Annotated in this window: 25 protein-coding genes; 1 reads left to right on the top strand and 24 read right to left on the bottom strand. The window is 31.1% G+C overall.

Features of this window, described 5'->3' with window-relative positions; translation table 11 throughout:
• Window positions 1–116: 116 nt before the first annotated feature.
• From MHB40_RS15090 to MHB40_RS15050, 9 genes are all read right to left on the bottom strand, one after another.
• On the bottom strand, window positions 117–1,250 hold the full coding sequence (locus MHB40_RS15090; protein ID WP_342532802.1) for a phage tail tape measure protein: 1,134 nt from the start codon (window positions 1,248–1,250) through the stop codon (window positions 117–119).
• A gap of 78 nt (window positions 1,251–1,328) precedes the next feature.
• The gene (locus MHB40_RS15085) at window positions 1,329–1,754 is read right to left on the bottom strand and encodes a hypothetical protein (protein ID WP_342532800.1); all 426 of its coding nucleotides are present in this window, start codon (window positions 1,752–1,754) and stop codon (window positions 1,329–1,331) included.
• Entirely contained in the window at window positions 1,726–2,448 is a 723-nt protein-coding gene (locus MHB40_RS15080) for a type II toxin-antitoxin system antitoxin SocA domain-containing protein (protein ID WP_342532799.1), read from the bottom strand. Before MHB40_RS15080 ends, MHB40_RS15085 begins: the two co-directional genes overlap by 29 nt.
• 164 nt (window positions 2,449–2,612) lie before the next feature.
• A complete protein-coding gene (locus MHB40_RS15075) occupies window positions 2,613–4,301 on the bottom strand; it encodes a zinc-ribbon domain-containing protein (RefSeq protein WP_342532796.1) in 1,689 nt (562 codons plus the stop codon).
• Window positions 4,302–4,492: 191 nt separating this feature from the next.
• Window positions 4,493–5,020, bottom strand: a complete 528-nt coding sequence (locus MHB40_RS15070; RefSeq protein WP_342532795.1) for a hypothetical protein — start codon at window positions 5,018–5,020, stop codon at window positions 4,493–4,495.
• An 84-nt stretch (window positions 5,021–5,104) separates the two neighbouring features.
• Window positions 5,105–5,794: a hypothetical protein gene (locus MHB40_RS15065; protein WP_342532794.1), complete on the bottom strand. Its 690-nt coding sequence runs from the start codon at window positions 5,792–5,794 to the stop codon at window positions 5,105–5,107.
• A gap of 136 nt (window positions 5,795–5,930) precedes the next feature.
• Complete coding sequence (locus tag MHB40_RS15060) at window positions 5,931–6,158, bottom strand: helix-turn-helix domain-containing protein (RefSeq protein WP_197223509.1); 228 nt, start codon at window positions 6,156–6,158, stop codon at window positions 5,931–5,933.
• Window positions 6,159–6,438: 280 nt separating this feature from the next.
• Window positions 6,439–6,651, bottom strand: a complete 213-nt coding sequence (locus MHB40_RS15055; protein WP_342532792.1) for a helix-turn-helix transcriptional regulator — start codon at window positions 6,649–6,651, stop codon at window positions 6,439–6,441.
• A 125-nt stretch (window positions 6,652–6,776) separates the two neighbouring features.
• The gene (locus MHB40_RS15050) at window positions 6,777–6,995 is read right to left on the bottom strand and encodes a helix-turn-helix transcriptional regulator (protein ID WP_342532791.1); all 219 of its coding nucleotides are present in this window, start codon (window positions 6,993–6,995) and stop codon (window positions 6,777–6,779) included.
• Between the two features lie 170 nt (window positions 6,996–7,165).
• Between MHB40_RS15050 and MHB40_RS15045 the strand changes: the two genes are divergently transcribed.
• Window positions 7,166–7,606, top strand: coding sequence for a hypothetical protein (locus MHB40_RS15045; RefSeq protein WP_342532790.1), 441 nt, complete (start codon window positions 7,166–7,168; stop codon window positions 7,604–7,606).
• Window positions 7,607–7,668: 62 nt separating this feature from the next.
• On the opposite strand, the gene MHB40_RS15040 is transcribed toward MHB40_RS15045, so the two are convergent.
• The 15 genes from MHB40_RS15040 to MHB40_RS14970 all read right to left on the bottom strand — a co-directional run bounded on the left by MHB40_RS15040 (window position 7,669) and on the right by MHB40_RS14970 (window position 19,763).
• Entirely contained in the window at window positions 7,669–8,613 is a 945-nt protein-coding gene (locus MHB40_RS15040) for a phage antirepressor KilAC domain-containing protein (protein ID WP_342532788.1), read from the bottom strand.
• Window positions 8,614–8,813: 200 nt separating this feature from the next.
• Window positions 8,814–9,818, bottom strand: coding sequence for a site-specific integrase (locus MHB40_RS15035; RefSeq protein WP_342534786.1), 1,005 nt, complete (start codon window positions 9,816–9,818; stop codon window positions 8,814–8,816).
• Window positions 9,819–9,884: 66 nt separating this feature from the next.
• A complete protein-coding gene (locus MHB40_RS15030; RefSeq protein WP_342532787.1) occupies window positions 9,885–10,391 on the bottom strand; it encodes a hypothetical protein in 507 nt (168 codons plus the stop codon).
• Between the two features lie 2 nt (window positions 10,392–10,393).
• Window positions 10,394–10,891, bottom strand: a complete 498-nt coding sequence (locus MHB40_RS15025) for a hypothetical protein (RefSeq protein WP_342532786.1) — start codon at window positions 10,889–10,891, stop codon at window positions 10,394–10,396.
• Between the two features lie 68 nt (window positions 10,892–10,959).
• The gene (locus MHB40_RS15020) at window positions 10,960–11,931 is read right to left on the bottom strand and encodes an Ig-like domain-containing protein (protein ID WP_342532784.1); all 972 of its coding nucleotides are present in this window, start codon (window positions 11,929–11,931) and stop codon (window positions 10,960–10,962) included.
• A gap of 38 nt (window positions 11,932–11,969) precedes the next feature.
• Entirely contained in the window at window positions 11,970–12,725 is a 756-nt protein-coding gene (locus MHB40_RS15015) for a hypothetical protein (RefSeq protein WP_342532783.1), read from the bottom strand.
• Window positions 12,726–12,736: 11 nt separating this feature from the next.
• Window positions 12,737–13,258: a hypothetical protein gene (locus MHB40_RS15010; RefSeq protein WP_342532781.1), complete on the bottom strand. Its 522-nt coding sequence runs from the start codon at window positions 13,256–13,258 to the stop codon at window positions 12,737–12,739.
• Window positions 13,258–13,914 carry a hypothetical protein gene (locus tag MHB40_RS15005; RefSeq protein WP_342532779.1) on the bottom strand — a complete coding sequence of 219 codons (657 nt, stop codon included), beginning with the start codon at window positions 13,912–13,914 and terminating at the stop codon, window positions 13,258–13,260. The genes MHB40_RS15010 and MHB40_RS15005 overlap by 1 nt, the downstream gene beginning before the upstream one ends.
• A complete protein-coding gene (locus tag MHB40_RS15000) occupies window positions 13,901–14,155 on the bottom strand; it encodes a hypothetical protein (RefSeq protein ID WP_342532777.1) in 255 nt (84 codons plus the stop codon). The genes MHB40_RS15005 and MHB40_RS15000 overlap by 14 nt, the downstream gene beginning before the upstream one ends.
• On the bottom strand, window positions 14,152–14,514 hold the full coding sequence (locus tag MHB40_RS14995) for a hypothetical protein (RefSeq protein WP_342532776.1): 363 nt from the start codon (window positions 14,512–14,514) through the stop codon (window positions 14,152–14,154). The genes MHB40_RS15000 and MHB40_RS14995 overlap by 4 nt, the downstream gene beginning before the upstream one ends.
• Window positions 14,515–14,562: 48 nt before the next feature.
• Window positions 14,563–15,027, bottom strand: a complete 465-nt coding sequence (locus MHB40_RS14990) for a hypothetical protein (RefSeq protein WP_342532775.1) — start codon at window positions 15,025–15,027, stop codon at window positions 14,563–14,565.
• A gap of 76 nt (window positions 15,028–15,103) precedes the next feature.
• On the bottom strand, window positions 15,104–16,117 hold the full coding sequence (locus MHB40_RS14985; protein WP_342532774.1) for a hypothetical protein: 1,014 nt from the start codon (window positions 16,115–16,117) through the stop codon (window positions 15,104–15,106).
• A 44-nt stretch (window positions 16,118–16,161) separates the two neighbouring features.
• Window positions 16,162–16,698 carry a hypothetical protein gene (locus MHB40_RS14980; protein ID WP_342532773.1) on the bottom strand — a complete coding sequence of 179 codons (537 nt, stop codon included), beginning with the start codon at window positions 16,696–16,698 and terminating at the stop codon, window positions 16,162–16,164.
• A gap of 30 nt (window positions 16,699–16,728) precedes the next feature.
• Window positions 16,729–18,204 (bottom strand): hypothetical protein, encoded by a 1,476-nt coding sequence (locus MHB40_RS14975; protein WP_342532772.1) that lies wholly within the window; start codon window positions 18,202–18,204, stop codon window positions 16,729–16,731.
• 32 nt (window positions 18,205–18,236) lie between these two features.
• Window positions 18,237–19,763, bottom strand: a complete 1,527-nt coding sequence (locus MHB40_RS14970) for a hypothetical protein (protein ID WP_342532771.1) — start codon at window positions 19,761–19,763, stop codon at window positions 18,237–18,239.
• Window positions 19,764–19,779: the final 16 nt, after the last annotated feature.

Below are 19,779 nucleotides of genomic sequence, written 5' to 3'. Positions count from 1 at the left end.
AGTGAGAGCCTTCCCGTTTCCATTCACTTGAATGTATGCCTATTAATATAGGACTTACTAGTCGTTGCACATTTACGCCATACGCTTTAGTACAGGATTGCCCTCGTCTTATTACGTTAGGGGTTTCCCTGTTTAGGGAAGTTTAGACATAATATCGCTATTATGAATGCCATTTTTTTAGCAGTGGTGTAACCTAATAATTCATCTAAAGATACTCCAAAAGTTTTCGCTGTTGAAGCTGCTTTATTCATAGATAGACTTAAATCTCTCGTGGTGATCGAATAATTGTTATCTACCTCGTTTAATTTATTTGCAATAGTTATACTGTCTTCAGCAGCAATTCCAAATGAAATCATAGCAGCAGTTAAACTATTTACAGCTTCATCTGCTGTTAATTCAGATATATTTTGTAAGATAGTTGAAACATTAGCTAAATCAAGTGATTCCTTGTCGTTTCTTCCAGTTCTTCCGAATTCACCAACTAATTTAAGATAGTCTTCTACTTTCCCTGATAATCGCTCAGTATTCTCTATAGACTTCTCTAGTATTTCATTAAATTTATACTCAGGTATGTCCATGACACGCCTTAAATTTGTCATAGCCGTGTCCAGTTCCACCACTCGTTCAGTCATATCACTTATAGCCTGTATTGGTAAGAATACAGACGAAGAGGCGATTAGCCAAATCGGAAATTTCGTGAATGCCTGACTGAATGCATTACCTAGTTCATTTGTTGATCTAGCTGCTTGATTAGCATTATTACTGACATTATTTAATCCTTGTGAAGCATTTCCTACAGCTCGTTGTAAATTATTTAAATTATTTGCTGTTTGACTTGAAGCAGTATTGAATGTTTGTAATTGAGATATAGAGTTTCCTATGGAAGTAGTCGATAAACTGTTTAAATTGCTAGAACTACTTGAGCCAGATCCAACGGATTTCAATTTTCTATCTAGTTCTGTTAATTTTGATATTACTTTATCAATTTGACCCTCTAAGTCTTTCATGCCTTTAGAAGTATTACTTGATCCAATATTAACATTTAACTCATTTTGTTTTTTGCTTATTAATTTAGCGACTTCATTTAATTCTTTTTCTAAATTACCTTTATTAATACCAAGAGATATGAGTAGGGGATTTCTGTCGTAATATTTCTTTAATGACTGTACATATTGATTAACATTTTGTTGAGAAGTACTACTATTTATGTCAAGAGACATTAAAAGAGTAATAGGATTTTTAGTAGCCATTCACATCCTCCTTATAATTTATAAAATAAAAAGAAGAAGGTAAGCGAAATAAAATCACTCAACTTCTTCTTTTTATTTTTATATAGATTGATAGTTATTCAATTCTTCTTCAGAGATAATTGACTCTATAACCTTATTGTTTTCAACATAATTTGCATAGAGAATTATTAATCTATCTAATTCATCCTTAACTAATGATTGTCCTTGGCTTAAAATAAATTTATTTAAAGTTGGACATTTTTCTACCTTGTATAACGCATCAAATTTCACAAAAGATTTTAATTTAAAAGGTGGTTTATACTTAATTATTTCTTCATTCGAGTCTAAAAGTAATTTATGCTCTTTCCCTTTGGATGAACTTACATTTAACAATAATAAGAAATTGTTTTCTTCTCCAATTACTAAATATGGTCTTTTATATGATACTACACCATTGTCAGCGAAAGGTAATTGAAGAAGAAAACCTAATCCAGTACTAATAGTGGTATAATCCTTGATCTTCATCGAATGCTAAAAAGAATGTGTCGTCTTCGCCATTTACTTCACTTCCTGAAACTAGAGCAAGGTAATCTAAAATATCTTTCTTACTTACAGGTATTTCGGACTCCTCATAATAAAAAGTAATTCCATTTATTCTTTCAATCAAGTAGTCTTCTTCGTTATTTTCTTTAAAACTATTAATCATCTTTCTTAACTTCTCAATATCTTCTACTTTAATACTACTGCGATCAATTTTACCTAGTTCTTTCTCGTATCTATTTCCAACAAGGGAGTTATCATAACAAACTTGCCAAGTTATCAACTCATGTTGTATGTCAGAGAGCTCTTTGGCACTAAGTTTGTTAAAAATAGAGATACTCATATCTATAGAATTTATTTGCTCTTCTGTAAAATCTGTAGAGTATGATTGTAAGGACTCCTTGTATCCATAATAATTGGTGAAATAAGGAATCCTTACATCCTCTACAACAACGCCATTTTTAAACGCATACATATCATTCTCAAATAGAAAATCATTGTACTGTGCGTAATGAATTAAGTTAGCAAAAGTAAGAAGTTTTTGTAGCTTCATATTACCTTCCATCGAATTACTGAAGTGGCATTCAGGAGTATTGAACAAGTAAGCAGAAACTTTGTTAACTTCAAGTTTTTCTGTACTTATTACCTCATACATATTTTCATCCTCCTTTTGGTTCATATCTCATCACCTCCAATAAAACAAATAGCCATTATTACTATTATATTAGAGATTGATAGAGTTTATTTAGGAAAATTATAGCATATATTGGCATATTATCAAGGACGTTTAACTTTTCAATCGACAAGAGTTAATGGTTAGAGTGGGGGAGATGTATTTGAAAACTATTCATCTATTTTTCCGTACTGTTTTTCGTAATCTGATAAGAACATCCAACTATAACCATAAGCTGATTTAGTTTTACCGTTACAACACATTGAAACACCTGAGACTGCTGATCTATGATATAACCCTATTGATTGCAATCCTTCAGTGATAGAATCGTATATATAAATGTTATTGCTCTTAATACCTATCTTTACAACTTTTTTCTTAAAAGAAGAATAACAAATATCAGGATGCTTTTGCTGATCTCTAGTAAATCTGTTAAATCCAACTTTGTAACCTCTATCTAAATAATCATATATAGTTTTTCTTGAAAGGTTATACTTTTTACTTAGATCACGGACTAGGATTGACATATTCTCATCGTACTCTTTACATATTCTAATCATTAATGAACTTAATGACTTGGAATCGATACTATTCCAATTAATGTTCCTTAAATCGAAAAATCTAATCAACTTACTCTTAAGAATACTATTCTTCAACCATTCTAAATTACTTTGGCGTGCATCCACTATGATATAATTTTCAATGCCATTATCAAGAGCTAATTTTTCTTTAATTAAATCGTTCTTCTCTTCATATTTAACCCCTTTACCATTTAATGTGGAGAATCTTCCGTTGTAATGTTGCCCTCCATGCATTTCTATAATAAAACTCTCATTCAAATATTTAAAGAAGAAATCATATCGTTTACCTTTTGACCAATCAAACTTTATATCATTTTCAAACTCTATATCTAGATCGCTTAGTAAATTGGACATAAACTTTTCAGGATACGATTTACCATCTGAGCAATTCGAACACGATAATCCAAAAATAAAAACATCACTAATCTTTTTAAATCCTAAATATTTATTACAGGAAGGACACTGGAACTCCACTTTAACATTACTACCTTGAGTGTAAGTATCACCATCATCCTTGTTAACTAATGCACTACTAATAAGGTTATTTGTATGATTTATATTGTTGTATCCAACTAGAGTTTTTTGATTTGTACAGTAAGGGCATCCTAATTCGTCTCCATGCCTACTGCTAATCCTAGCTTCCCATTCGTGACCTAATTCACATATCCACCAAACCTTTCTGTTACTTCCACAGGTTACATCATTTGGAGTAGAATTATCATTTTTTGTCGGATGCCATTCAGAGGACAGCTCTGGATTCAATGTTGCAAGGGAATTGTCATCACAAACCATTTGACCTGAACAGTAAGGACATCCTGAACCTCTACTTCTATCCGCTAATCTTGCCTCCCACTCATGTCTGCATTTACCCAGCCACCATACTTTTTTATGTGAATGCGGTAAAACAGAATCTGGTTTTAAGCTTCCATTTCTCTCATGATGCCATTCATTACTAACTTCAGGATATAGAGCTGCAAAAGAAGTCTCTTTGGTTGCTTTCTTACCTGAACAATATGCACATTTACTATTAGTGTTTACTCTAGTGTTTATAACAACATCTATACTGTTTTTACATTTAGAGCATATCCACCGAACTTTTTTCTGCATGGCTTTTGTCATACTCCAAATATCAAAACCTAATTGATCATTCTTCTCAAAGTCCCACTCGCACCAAAGTTCTGGCTTTATTTTTAACATTGCGTTATCTTTCAAGGTTGACACTTTCTCCATATCCAAAACTTCACCTGTTTGAATATTTACATATGTAGTTTTACACATATTTTAATTACCTCCCAAAAAGTAATATCCCAAATTAATTAAATAGGGAAGTAGGTTTGGGATATCCTACTTGTCGAGAAGGCTAGCTACTTCCTTTTCTATCCCTATAGTTAAATATTAACATAAACTATTTGTATGTCAATCTATTTATTATGTATTTATTAATATTTATTATAAATCTATATCGCATTTTAATTAGGTAACTGATTCAATGCTTTTTCTTTTAACTTATTATTCTTTACATTGGACTCAATTAATTGTTTCTGCTTATCTAATTCTTTTTTATAGACATTTGCAATTTCGTTTGTTTTTCTTAGTTGATCAAAAACTTTCGTTACTTCTTCGGAAGTAAAAATCTCATCAAAGAACAACTCAAAATCTCCGCTATCATATAACCCTTTCAAGTATGCAATATTATCTTCTACAGACCATTTGGATAAAGTATCGTATAGAGAAGTGAAGTGTTTAATTATTAGATACCCAAGGTATTGTTCCATATCTGCATCATCTTTAAGATAATCAATATTATTGTCTTTGCAATATTGAATAGTTTCAATTAATTCTATGATTAGCTTATCTTTCTTAGATTTAGAAAAGATAGGGAAGTAAGTGATACTATGTCCTTTTTCTTCATCAAAATGATAAACCTCTTTTCGATTAACGTCCTTAGCTCGTTGGGTAAAAAATGCAGTGGATACTTCATTTATTTTGTTAGACATATACAATTCTCCTTTATATGTTTATGTATTTATTATAATGTTGTTTAAAATTAAACCCACTTCAAAAGTGGGTAGGGTAGATGACTAATAAGATATTTGTTTTTTTAAAACCAATTTCATTTTATCAAAGAAATCATTTATTGATTTGTATAACTCCAAGTGTTCATTAGAATTACGCTTAAGTCCAATATTACTACTATATAAAAAGACATCTGAAGAAGGATGTAGAACATCTTTTGTTATGGCTTGGATTCGAACTTTAAATATTACTTTTTTGTTTTGGATTCCTTCGTTACCGAATCCACCACTAACTGATTTGCCTATTGAAGCTTTATTAGTTGAGTTTACTATGACGATATCATTTTCAATAATATTAACATTGTTAATACTTTCTAATGGAAAAGCATTAATCATATAGTGATTATTTAAAATTTCTATTCCTGTTGATATATCTGCTCTAGTCATCAAGTACAAAGTATTTCTTTCTTTTGAAAACCCAACAATCCCACTTAAGTCATTTGAAACTAAAAGATCATCTAGTTGGTATTTAAATTTTATCTCATCTTTAAGTTTCTTTACTGACTGTGGATTATTTTCGTTAAATCTAAAGAATAAACCTATCGCTAACGCAGATACAATTAATCCTATTATTCCTAAGGTAGTTCCAATTTCTACAGATTGATCAATAGAATTAAATGCCAAAACCAATAACAGTACTCCCAAGATAAGAACTACAGAAGGTACAAGCCAGTTTAATGTTTTGTTATTGCTCATACAGTAAACACTCCTCATCTATACGAGGTAAATGGTTTAGAATGTTAAGGAAATCTAAAGATTTCTCTACCATTCCTCCAAATACATATTTACTATATATTAACATGATTATGTAATTAATGAAAGATTTTAGAAATTATCTCCTCTTTATCGTGAGGACTTCATTAAAATCTGTAATTTCTAAAGCTTCCATTACAGCAAATAGGTGTTCTCTGTTGATTTGATTTTTATTGTTTCTGTATAAATCTGAAATTGTAGCTGCTCTTAATTCCACACCAGTTTTTTCTATGATTAATTCCCTCAACTCTTTTTGAGAACTAATTCCTTTAGAACTAGCTGCCTTATCAATTGTCAATTTTATCAATATTCTACACCTCTAATGTATATAAAAATCTACTAGAAATCATTATATGCACAAGAGGAATGGATTTCAATTTATTACATATTTACGTATTTCTGTAATTATGTTATATTTTTGATACGAAATTATTTATATTGTAGTAAAAAGAGGGTGTTTATATTCAAATTTGAACTAATAAAAGTAGTTCAGTTTTACTAAACTTCATAATTATTCCAGCAGGATAATTAAATCAAATATACATAAAATAGGGGAATAATTATGAAATTCAAGAATAGTTTTTTAATTATTTGTCTTTTGCAAAATCAATAAGATCTCTAATATCATTCACGTTTAATGCAATTGCAATTTTTACTAGTGCAGTCTTAGGAATTCTCTCAGTTTTATTATTTACTAATTCAGATATTGTTCTAGAAGATAAACCTGTTAATTCAGCCAGTTCTTTTTGTTCCATATTTATTTTTTTCAAAAGTTCTTTTAATTTAATTTCAATATTCATTCCATACACCTCTTTAATTAACGTGATGAAAATCACTTTTAAAGTAAATTGAGTAATACAGAAATAATCTTAATCAATACTTTGCCATGAAGGGAATTAAAATGCGAAAACTCAAAGAGTTAACACTAATCTTCTTGATCTTTAAAATCTATAAGTTTTCGAATGTCATCAATTTCCAATGCTTCTGCTATACGAGCCAAATGCACTCTATTCATTGCAGTTTTACCATTTGTACTAATCTCACTAATGGTTGCCCTTCTAATACCGGTCATTTCAGATAATTGCTCTTGGGTTAGATTGTTCTCTTTCATTAGTTGTTTAAGTTTAACTTCTATAGTTTTCATAGTAACTAAACGCTCCATCCTAAAAGTACTTAACTTGATTATAACTTATTTACGAATTTCCGTACAGAAATGTATTGACATATTTTTTCAGTTCATGATACATTTTATTTGTACTTAAATACGTACAGTCGTACAAAAATCTAACTCACAATAAAGAAGGGGAGAATAAAATGAATACATTAATCACATCAATCAAACTTATTGCAAAAGGGGACATCCCATCACAAGTTGAAGTATTAGGACAACCAATTTACGAAAAGGGTAAATTAATATCATTCGAGATTATTCATCAACCTTACAACTATCAAGAAGTAAACAGCCTAGACTACAGTATTGAAAATTTCAACATGTCTATGCCCAACATCTCAGATTGTACATACAGATTTACCGATTACTTTACATTCAATGTATTATCAGAAGGTGAGGTAGAATTTGAATTATGTGTTTTAATTGAAAATGTATCAAATAACCTAATTGACAATATTGACTCACTCGTATCTCCAGCTAATCTTACAATTGATACATTTATCTTCAATGATGACTGCTATTTCTTTGACTCCTGCATGACTGTAACTAAAATTGTAAGTGTAGAAGTAGGTGATTTTCTTTAAGTTATATTGATTAATAATAGGGGAGGTGAGCGGTTATTCTCACCTCTTATTATGTATTTATATTAATTCGCTTGAGGTAATTCATTAAGTATTTGACTAACAGACTTGGTTACAATTTTATCATCCTTAATTAATCTTTTGACTAAGAAGTCTACACCTTTTGATTTAAGTAGAGGTTTATCATTTGTTTTTCCAAACTGATTTACAACTGGAATGACTTTAAAGTAATCCATATACTTTTGATATGGGATATTATTACTTTGTAGAATCTTTTGTTCACGTAACCATTTGAATAAATTATTTCTACCTAATCCCTTAACTCCGATTATTTTAGCAAAGTTTCCAATATCAAAATGACCATCAGTATTTTCAATCAGTTCACTCATATGAATTTTAGACTGTAAACTTTTAACTACTTCTTCTTTAGAAACAATCTTCTCCAATTCTAAAATTTGAGTGTTAGCTTCTTCTACTTCATTTAAATATTTAACCTTATCATCATCTGATTGAGACATGATGCTCATACCGAATGCGAAAGCCTTCTTTTCTTTCCATTTTTCAATCTGTTCATGAATGCCTGTTTTCATATGTTCGTTTTCTGCTTTAGTTTGGAAATAATCTTCTAAGAAGTCTTTATAAATTTCTACAGCCTTATCACCCTCTGCAAACTTTAAATATAATAAGAATCCTGCTTTGGATAAGATGTAAATGTTTTTAGATAAGTTGTATGATTGGTCAGTATACCCTACAGATTTTAGCATTTTTCTAGTGTCGTGTTGTACGTCACTAGATTTTAAATCAACAATATGTATTCCATTTTCGAAATGAGTAATATTTTTACTAATACGCTCACGAACTTGTCTAGCTCCATGCTTATACCCTAACAACTCAGCAACCTGTAAATCAGAAATAACACTTTCTTTTTCGCCAAATCCACCGACTAGACGAGTAAATTCTCTGTCTTTACTTTTTACTGTACCATTTTGAAACAATTTAATTTCTGTCATTGAATCTCTCCCTTTAGTTATTTTATGTATTTATTAGTATAAAGGATAAAATCAATTACTGATTTATCTCTATGTCTAAATACTAACATGCGGAGAAATCAATTTCAAGTATTAATTATGTATTTATTTATATAAAATTCTTATTTGATTAAATAACTCAAGTAATCCCCTAAATTAAAGTAGGGGAGTATTTCAATTATTTATGACATATTACCGAAGATATTATTCTTTTCTTCCGCATGATCTCTAAGGTCGTAATGAGCGATTGTGGTAGACACATCGTTATGATGAGCGACAAATTTAGATACTAGCTCAAGTGGTACGCCTTGTTCCAATAAGTATGTAACTGCTGAAGCTTTGAATAGGTGAGGATTAATACGTCTGTTTAAGATATGAGACAGTACACTTTTACAAAAGTAATTAGCCCATCCTTCTTCTACTACTTTTATTTCATCACCGTATTTTTTTGTGAAAACATATTCATGATCATAGCCACGTTTTTCAATCCATAAACGAATGTATTTAAGTGCTTCGAAATTAATCATATAAGGTTCTATTTTTCCATCTTCTCCAGAACCCTTCAGGCGCACATTATGACTCATTATATATGTCATACCTTCATCGATAGGGTAGTCCAAGATTTCAGTTTTAAATTGAATGATTTCATTACGTCTAGCACCAGTATTGAATGCTGTAGCCAACCAAGCCATACCTAAATAATTTTCATCATCTTCTAACACTTTCATCATATCTAAGTATTCTTCTCTAGTAATTTTAATTTTTTCATAAACTGGACTTTTTGGAATAGACGGTAATCCACGAGTGAAGTTTCTAAAGTTTTTGTATGGATTCTCTTCATCGTCATCGAAATCATCCATAACTACGTTTTCAATATAATTACATAGACTAGAGATAGCTGCTTTACGAGTACCAATTGCAGCAGGGGACATTTTTCTTTCTTCTCGCAGATACGTTAAAAATCTAATGACATCACGCTTTTTAATTTTGTAAATAGGTTTATTGTTTAATGAATTATAAATGAACCATCCAAATTGACGTAACATCGACTTATATTGTTTTTTAGTTTGAGGAGAATGAGATTGTGAAGCTATGTATTCGTTAATTAAATCAACATATTCTTTATTTACCTTGCCCCACATTTCATCCGTCACTTCTGGTAGATTTCTAGCTCTTTCACGTAACATATTCTTGTCAATACTTAACTCTTTTTTACTCAATCCAACATTCTCCTTTCATAGAGTGATTGAATATTACTTAACTTCAAATCCTAGTTTTCTATAAGAATCCTTAATTGCATTAATTAAATAACTAGGGTTAGCTTCAATTCTAGCGATGGTTTCTTGTACAAATGGTCTAGCCTGTGACCACTTACCTTGCCTATACCAGTTATCACTAGCTCCATCCTCAATCGTATCTGTAATAAACTGACCGTGCATACTATCTACAGGTTGTTCATATATAGGGATATAATGTGTTTGTCCCATTGTTAAGTTTTCAAATAGAACTCTAACTTTTCCATTCTTTACTTCAACTTTGGTAATCTTCATATTACGAACGTCAGATAAACCACCGTCATTACCTCTACGTTTATATTCTTGTGGTATGTATTTTCTATATACAACATCATGTACAGCTTGTGACATTGTTTTAGCTAATATGGATTCAATTTTCTTATCACCGAATACTTTATTAATGATATCTCCACGTAGAAGCTGTCGTTGCAGGTCATCTAAATTTGTTGCTTGTATTTTGACCATATTTATTTACCTAACGTATCCACAACTTGTAATTTATTTAATTCCTCATTTAGAGAATTCTTTTCTAATTCAGCAATAAGTGTTTCACCTAATTTTTCAATTTCATTTTTTCTATCCAATACTTTATTTACCTCAACAGGATCGAACATATGATTTAGGAAAATGCGGTATAACCCTACTTCTTCTAACATTTCCATTGATGCATAATGAATATCGAAAGGTTTATTATCAACTTCTGATTTAAAGGATGTAAAATGTTTAATAATTAAAAATAGTAAATAACGTGCAATTTCCTCATCTGTATTCAATTTATCTAACTTATTTTCTTGACAATATTTGATTGTCTTATATAATTCTTCAATTAATTCATTAATTTTAGTATCAGAAAACTTAGGATAGTAGTAGATATATTCATCGTTTTCCTTATCTAAATAAAACTTTTCCTTTTTCTCTAACTCTTTAACACGTTTCTTTACTTCAGATAACTTTAATTGTCCCATATTGAATTTCTCCTTTTCTCCAGTATAATAAAATAGAGTAGGGAATTAACCCTACTCTTGTTATGTATTTATACAACTACAACTTCGATTACATCAACGTTAAGACCATCCGTTACTTTGACATTTGTTTCTCCTACTGCAACTCCTGTGATTGCACCGTTTACAAAAGTCGCTACACTGTCATCATCTGAAGAGAAAGTTAAAGTAGATGTATCCATTACGATATTACTGTACTCTCCACCACGAATACCATAAACAGTTACATTCTCTGATTCACCTACAGAAAGAGTTACTTCAGAAGGACTTGTAGCCAACATTGAAACAGCTACTTTAGCATTACCTACTACCTTCCAAGTAATGTATGCGTAATTATTATTATTATCAGCTAACGCTTTACCGTTTAATGTAAACTGAGAAACACTATCATGTGTTAGATTCATTGATAAAGCACCGTCTAATTTATATCGAGGTGCGATAATTTGTTGCTCAAATACTTTATCACCATCTGCGTTGAAGATATCAGACGTAAGCACTAATTTATAAGCTTTCGGGAATGAATTTGCAGGAATAGTTAATTTATCAACTAATACATTGTACTGATATACAACTTTAGCTGTTTTGTTCGCTAAGGCTGGAACTGTGATTTCTTTGTTGTTGGCATTGATTGTGCTATGATTAGAAGCCATTTCAACATATACTCCACCAATCGGTGTTTCTGATAAAGTACCTTTACCTGAGGCATCAAAAGTAATAGTTTCTTCAGTGTAGTATTTCGACATCTCATTTTTAATTTTTGAACCTGTTTGTAAAGCTAAATATGTTGGTGAGAAATCAGCAGCTTCAATTTGGAAAGATAACACCTTTTGATAATTATGCGTGAATTGTAATTGCGAACCACGACCTGCAAACACTTCACTTTCTTGCATAGCTTGCTCCATTGTCGAACTTAGTAATGCTGTTCCTTTCACCACTAAAGTATCAGCTTGTGGATCGATTAGCAATGCATCTGCTACTGAAACTGCGAATAATTTTTGTGTCATAAAATATTTTCCTCTTTTCTTTTTATGTATATTTTAATTTAATTACTTACTAAACCATTCTTTGAAGAAATATGATCTAGCTGTTCCTTGCTTAATATTAAATCATCAGAATTTCTTTCTTTAATATAATCAAGCCAATGTGGTACTGTTGCACCTTCTTTAAATGAAATCATTCCAGAGTATTGTGCGCTTTGTAATACATCAGCAGACTTAATTAAATCAATTCTTTCAATCTCTTTTCTAAATTGATAAATAGTCATATTTTTTATTTCTTCATAAGTATTTTTTTGCACACACTTATAGGCTATAATCTGCTGTTCCAAATCAGCCATTTTACTGTTACGTCTTGCTAAATCACTTTTAGCCTTATCTTTAGCCTTGTCAAAATCACTACCTAATGAATCATTTTTTGTCTCAATTAAATTTTGAATACTTATGATTTCACGAATCTTATCAAAATCTCTTTCATGTATCTCATATTTTTCATTAATGATAATTATAAATTTATCCTTTTCATTGACGGTAATCTTAATTTCTTCACATCTAGTTACTAATTGTAAAAGCTTAATTAACTTTTCATATAAATGTTCATTGCCTTCACTTAAGCTAACTCCAATTAAAAAAGAAAGATAAGTCATTTTAATAAATCTAGCATCACTCATAGAATTCTTAGGAATTAAAAGACAAGATGATACATCGTAGAACTCAACAATATCTTTCATCAAGACAGGGTGAAACGGAACTCCATTCACATATTTAGGATCACCCCATACATTATCTAAATCAATATTCATCAATACTCACCTCACTGAACTGAGTTTGTAACATATGCCATTTTATATCCAATGAAGCCATCTGGAGTATTATTGATAGGGGAGGAGAACGCTAATCTAAAATCACCTATATCAGTTACATGTTTCTTATCTAGAATTTCGTTCAATGTATCACATATCCAAGTCATTCTGAAATCTTTAATATCAATATCTACATGTACATACACATCGAAATTGTATACTTGGTCAGCAACAAACACATTATCTTGTTGTCTACGTGCAGCAGGGTTGTATGTATCTTGAGGTTTCCTTGTCCCTGTATAGAAACAAATCCTACATAACTCAGACTTCAAATCTAAATCATATTTTTTATCAGAAGGCATTAGCACCTTATCAACAATGTCATACTTGTCTGGTAATGAATTAATATCAGGTTTCTTTGTATCTAGAGGATTATCCAACGCATTTGCAGGTATGTAATGAAGTAAGCGCAATAATTTTTCATGAGATGATAATGTAATAAATAATTTTTTTAGACTTCCTTTCAAATCCATTAATTATCACCAACACTTTCAACACGTTCTCCAGTAATTCTGAGAACGCCCACTTTATTGATTGATTTAGAAGGATCAATACGAATTATTCTGTATGTATCATTGAACAGTTTAAATTTCTCATTGTATTTAATCGATGGAGCTTCAGTGTAGGGGATAGTAATCATTACTTGGTTGTCTAGAAGGTTTATTGGATTATTAGTATCAGCAATGGAAGTAGAAGCATCATTCATCTTAGGAACACATGGGAGCATCTTAACTTCACCTTCAATAATTTTATAAACAGGTCTATTTAAATCATCCTTACCGATTTCAACTTTTTGATCAGCATATTTTACAGGAAATTCAGTACTACACAATCTTGCTTCAGCTTTTCGATAGATCCTATTATCTTCGGGTTTAGTTACTACTAGCCAATATTCACCGTTATGCTCGATTAAGTTTCCTCTTTCGATATCTGCAATATGACCAATTATTTTAACAGCCTCACCATCAGCATCCCACTTCTGATTCATTAAAATCTTTGTAGATTTCGCATAATTAACTACTACTTCATACGATGCATAACTATCTAAGGATTTATTAAGTAGCAATAATGCATCATGAGTAATTTTGTCGCCTGTATTAGTATTGTGATAATTGCTATAATCCTTCATTTTCGTCACCATCCTCAACATAGAGTAGGGAAGGTAGTCTTACTATATCAGCACTAACTGTCAAAACGACACTTCTTATTTCAGCTAATTCACTATCACTAAGTAACTTTTTATTTAGGTATGATTCAAGTAAGTAGAGTATTGCATTGTTTCTTTTACTTAATTTAGAGCAATAGGAATAAATACTTTCATCTTCAAATTCATTGTTGATATAAGAGGATTTCACTTTAATATCACTCATAGAAAGTCCTCCATTGTATTAATAATTAAGATATCAAGCTTCTTTTCTTGCTCTTGAACAGATGCTTTTAATGAGTTTATCTGAGTGCCGAAATTTCTTAATCCAACATCCGAAGCGAATGGTTGCCATAATGACTCAAAGTATGTACGTTGATTAACTAAGAATGTCAATCGGATAAAATTAGCTAGAATTAAAAGGTGATCTTCTGACAATTCAACGCTAAAAGTTTCGATTTCAGTATCACAGTGAATAGAAGTCCTCATTCTATTGTTAAAGTACATGGTCGCATTCTTAATTGCTTCGTGGATTTTTTCATTCGTATTAGGTAAATCAATGTCGGATACTCTACAGTTATTCAAGAAACAACTCCATACATCATCGAAAGTGGTACTCATTTATACCACCCCTCATTCGAATAGAATATCTGCGCTAACTCCCATCCATTCAGCTAGAGCGTCTAATTTACCTTTCGTTAAGTCATCTTTCATATCAGAAGCAGTGTCAATTACAAATTGTTTTTCAGAATCAACCGTGATTTTCTTTAATTCAGCTTTTAGTTTGTTAATGTTACCACCCAATAGTTTTTCAATCTCATCCTTTGTATGAGTGTTATTTTCATACGCATCTACTTCAGTAATAGTATCTTTTATTTCTTTTACAACCACTTCATCTTCAAAAATCACTAATTGTCCTTTATCAAAGCATGAAGTATTCATAGTTAACCAATCCACTACATCACGAGGAACGGCTATAATATCTGGGCGACCATTCTTACTTCCACTCCAAGTATATTGTCTTTCTTGTCCGTTTCCAGTGTATTTTACGAAATAAGAAGTATTGCGATAACGTGCTAATTTAACAGTCTCATTCATTTTTATATTTCCTCCTATAATCCTTTAAATAAAAGGTGACTACATTTAGCAGTCACCCTGTATGTTTATGTATTTTTTATAAAGTAATACTATCATCTTCAATTACTGCAATTGCTTCACCAAATACAAGGTTAATTGCTACATCTTGAGTGATTTTAACTTTAATTCGTTCATCTTCAATATCCTGCTCAGTCATTTGACGTAGACCACCGTATTCTACAATAGAGAACGGTTTTTGTGTAACACTGCCTGCAAACATATAGCCTTTGTTTACTGGTAATTCAACTTTAGAGTTAGTCTCATCAGTAAATGGATTCACAAGGTTTACAGCAGTTGTACGTTGAATAGTTGTAGGGTTAAGAGAAGTAAGTAATTCCTCTTTGACACCTTCAGTAAGTAATTCTTTTACAACAGAATCACTTGCTTGTTGGAAAGCAAAATGATCGATAAGTAATGAATCTGCAACAAATACAGGGCGACCACCATATCGTTGAAGTACAGATGCAGCCTTATTATATTGTGCTAAAGTAAGATTAGTACCAGTGACTACGTTTGCTGCTGGAATTTTACCAGAAGTAATGGCAGATGCAGTTAATTCATTAATTTTATCAAGGAATAATTTAACCTTTGCATTTGCAACGTCATTTACTAATTTACGGAAATATTCTTCAGACTCTTTCACTAAATCAAGAGGTTCATAATAAAAACCAGTAGAAAGATGAGCAGGTACTGCAATAATTGATTTGCGACCTTCTACACGTACTAAGTCTACTCCTGATCCAGTTGCTGACCATACTACTTTAGCTTTATTCTTTTGTGGAATTCGTAACTCAACTAAATCACCACGTTGTCGAGTTTGAGTATTTGCAAATAGCGATAGTAAATCAGATACCATTGGCTTTGCAATTTGATCTGCTGTCTCAACAACTAATTGATTGAATTGGTGTAACATTGTTGGGTCTGGATTAGCACCACCGTCACCAAATACTTTTGTGATATACGCTTTGATATCAGTTGAATCTGTTTCTTCCATTTTATTGTTAATTACACGATTAAATAAACCTTTTAATTTTGAATTGTCTAGTGCCATTATTTTAATCTCCTTTAATATATATATATTATGTATTTTTGATATTAAGCCTTAATTACTTCAAGGCGAATCATTGGTTTTCCAAGTGTGTACTGCATATCTTCTTCATTATTTACAACTAAGAATTGAGCGGATGCAGTAGCATAATCAGCATGTGCTGAAGCTGCATCAGAAACAATGAACTTTTTAGTAGCTACATCAAAGTGAGCAACTTGTCCATTTTTAATTTCGATAACACCTGAATTTTTAGTGAATGCAGAAGTTTCAAATCGAGTATATCCTTCTTCTAAAATTACACATCGAACTCGTTCACCAACTGCATTATAGAACTTAGTCATTTCTTCGCCAAGATAACGAGTTTCTGGAGAAGCTACTAATACAGCTTTTTTATCATTTGCAGATAATTGTTTTACTGTACGTTCTCCTTCTACATTAAAGCCTAATTCGCCCAACGTAAAATTATCAATGTCTGCTCCTTCAACAATAGCTCCATTTGCTACTGTTTTTACTTTTAGACTGTTCAAATTACCCACTGAGTGAGTTCCTGTTTGCTGTAACGCTTTTAAGATATCGCTTGCCATTTTAAATTTCCTCCAATTGTTATGTATTTTTTATAGTGAATATCTGCTATCAAAATCATCACTAGACGGAATTAGATTTTCACGTTTACTAGAAACTTCTCTGATTGCAGGTTTTTCCGAATTTGTTTCTTTGTTCAATACAACCATATCAACTAACATTGAATTTAATTGAAGGGTTGCTTTAGAACCTTCTTCATTTTCATAAACTGTCTTATTAATTAATTCTTGTACTTCTTCTGATTCGAATTTTTCTTTAGCGTTCAATGCTTCAAATTTACCACTATAAAACTCTTTCTTCTCATTTAAAACCTTTTCTAATTCTTGTTGTTCGAATTGTTCTTTAAATGGAGTAAGATGTTCTACTTTTGAATTTAGTTGAACGATTGTTTCAGATGCAGTATTGAATTTTTCTTCGATAGTTTTTTTATCTGTAGAAATATTATTCAATTGTTGTTCTAGTTCAGCTACTTTTGACTCTTTCTCGTTTAATTGAACAGATAATTCTTTTACTTCATTTTGAATTGACTCAAATTGACTAACTTCTACCCAATCACGTTTAATAGTGACCTCTACTTTTGAATCACCATCAATAGTAATTGTATCGTTTTCACCTTTAGAATAATTGAATTTAAAGTACTTATCATACTCTAAATTATCATCCTCATCATATTTGTATGTATTAACTACGAAATATGTCTCGTACACATCTGAAATATAAGAGTATTCTTTTTTATCTAAGAATGTTTCAAGTTGTGTATAAAGTAGGGAACGAACATCACTGTGAGATAATTCGTATACTTTCTTAAAGAATTTCATAATTTCTCTTTCCTCCTCGTCTTTCTGATTAATTGCTTGTGCAACTAATTTATTAAATTTACTTATCTCATTAAAACTCAACAATTTTGATGATTCATAAGCAGGCAATACTATATCTTGATTCCCTCGATTTTCACTTGCTAAAATAGCATGTCCTTCAAAATAAATAGGGGAATAGTGATATTCAATTCCATTTTGAAACGAGTAGTTTGAATACAAATATTCACAACTTGTATTGATTTTAATACCACTTTCGTACCATTCTAATAACAAATCACAAGCATCTGGGAATCTTGTTCTCCAAAGTACAGCATCACAAGCCATAACGTCTCTTTGTTTACCATCGATATTTATAGAGAGCTTATAACCTTCAGTTGTAAATACTCCGATCGGTACTGTATTAGATTTAACTATTTGATTTCCATATCTATCTTCGCCTATATATTGATTATGACCTTCGAAGTTATCTGTTTTTGTATTTGCTTCTTCAACATCTTTATATGCAGCTACTATAGGTTTGTTTAAAAGAGATTTACCACCTTCAAGCACTACATCTTCCTCAACCACAACATTATTTCCTGACTTTTCAAAATCCATTATAATAAAAGTACAAGGAAGAATAGTTGGGTCATCACTTTGTTTTATTTCGTTTAATACCAAATTCAATTTGTGTTTTTTGCTCAATTTCATTATCACCTCCTTTAATCTCTAGTGAAAAAAGTCTATTCAGGAAGACTGTTTCCATCAGTTGTCTTAGAAAGGATAGTATTATCATTATCTGGACTTTCTTGACTAGGTCTACCTGCATCATTACCAGACATAGTGTAAGTACTTTGATATGGGCGAATTCTGTCTTGTAAATGAAGTTCTTCAGTTTCATAAATAGTTTGTTCAAAGAAGCTCTCCCATGAAACACCGTCTAGTTGGTCTACAACATGCTTAATTGACCATCCTTTATCGTTCAATCTCATTAAAATATCCACTTTCTCTTTATGAGTGAGTGGAGTTGATTTGTCGTATTCCATTACAAAATTATCTTTTTGAGAAGAGGGGAGTATTAGATTAATTAACTTCTGATAACATTCTTGTTCGACATCTTCTAACATAACTCCAAGTCTCTTATAGAAAGTATCAAGATTAAGTTTAGATGCACTAAAGTTACCGCCATCACCATTTAACAATGCTCCTGATATGCCGTATGCAGTCTTAATATCTGAATTGACATTCCCATACTTCTTGTCACCTAATCCATCTGTAGAAACATCAGGGAAATCCAACTTGGCAAAGTCTGGTATAGTTACTACAGTTACGCCTTTTGTATTACTTTTTTCTAATGCTTGTTTAACTCCAGAGTGAACTTTCTGTTTCACAGCTTTAGGTAATTTCAAGTTTGTCATTGTGTCATACTTTTCATTACCATTCACACCAACAGTTAGTACTGCAACGGCATTTATGATTTTATTAGCGATAGAGTATTCCACATCTTTTAATTTCTTCTTATGTAATACGTCATATAAACCAGAGGTAACTAACGATGTACCTAAACCTTGATTTCTTTTTAATGTTCCAGTTCTCAATACAAAGGTTCTATCTTGTGGTAACTCTTTATATTTGTGTTTTGAAGTATCGGTTTGATATTTCTTAAAATCTTCTTTTGTTAAGTAGGGGGACATGTTGTCAAATTGTTCATTACGAAAATCATCTTGTAATTTTGAGAAATACTCCATGTCTATAACACATTGCCATTCGCCATTTTTTCTATAAGCAGGGAATACAAATTTTACATCATCGAAAACATAAGGATAAATATTATTCTTGTCGCCTAACCAGATACCAACTAACGTTCCAGATGCAGATGTTTGTTTAAGTAAATCACGAGTCAAACGTTTATGTTTAATTTTGTGGAGTGCTTTGTTAATCATTCCAATATATTTATCTGTGTGTTTATTCTTATCGAATGAATCTATTTTGTAATTTAAAGAGGGAAGTGCTTCGATTAATTCGAATAATTGATGTATTTCACCTGAAGAAATATAATAATATTGTGCTAAATCCTCAATTTCTTTTTGAAAAGTATCTGGATTGGAAAAATACTTTTTAAGCGTCTCTGCATCCACTTCTTCAATTATTCCTTGTGAGAATAAATTGGTAACAAATCCAGAAACAAAAGTGCTAATGTAGTCGTTATAATCGTTTATCATTCTTTTGTATTCTTCTGTCTCTGTATCTATTTGTACAATATCTGACATTTATTCACCTCCGATA

The organism is Lysinibacillus sp. FSL K6-0057, assembly GCF_038630885.1.
Classification (GTDB): Bacteria; Bacillota; Bacilli; order Bacillales_A; family Planococcaceae; genus Lysinibacillus; species Lysinibacillus fusiformis_F.
Note: the sequence above shows the minus strand (reverse complement) of the source record. Positions and strands in the feature narration are given on the sequence as shown.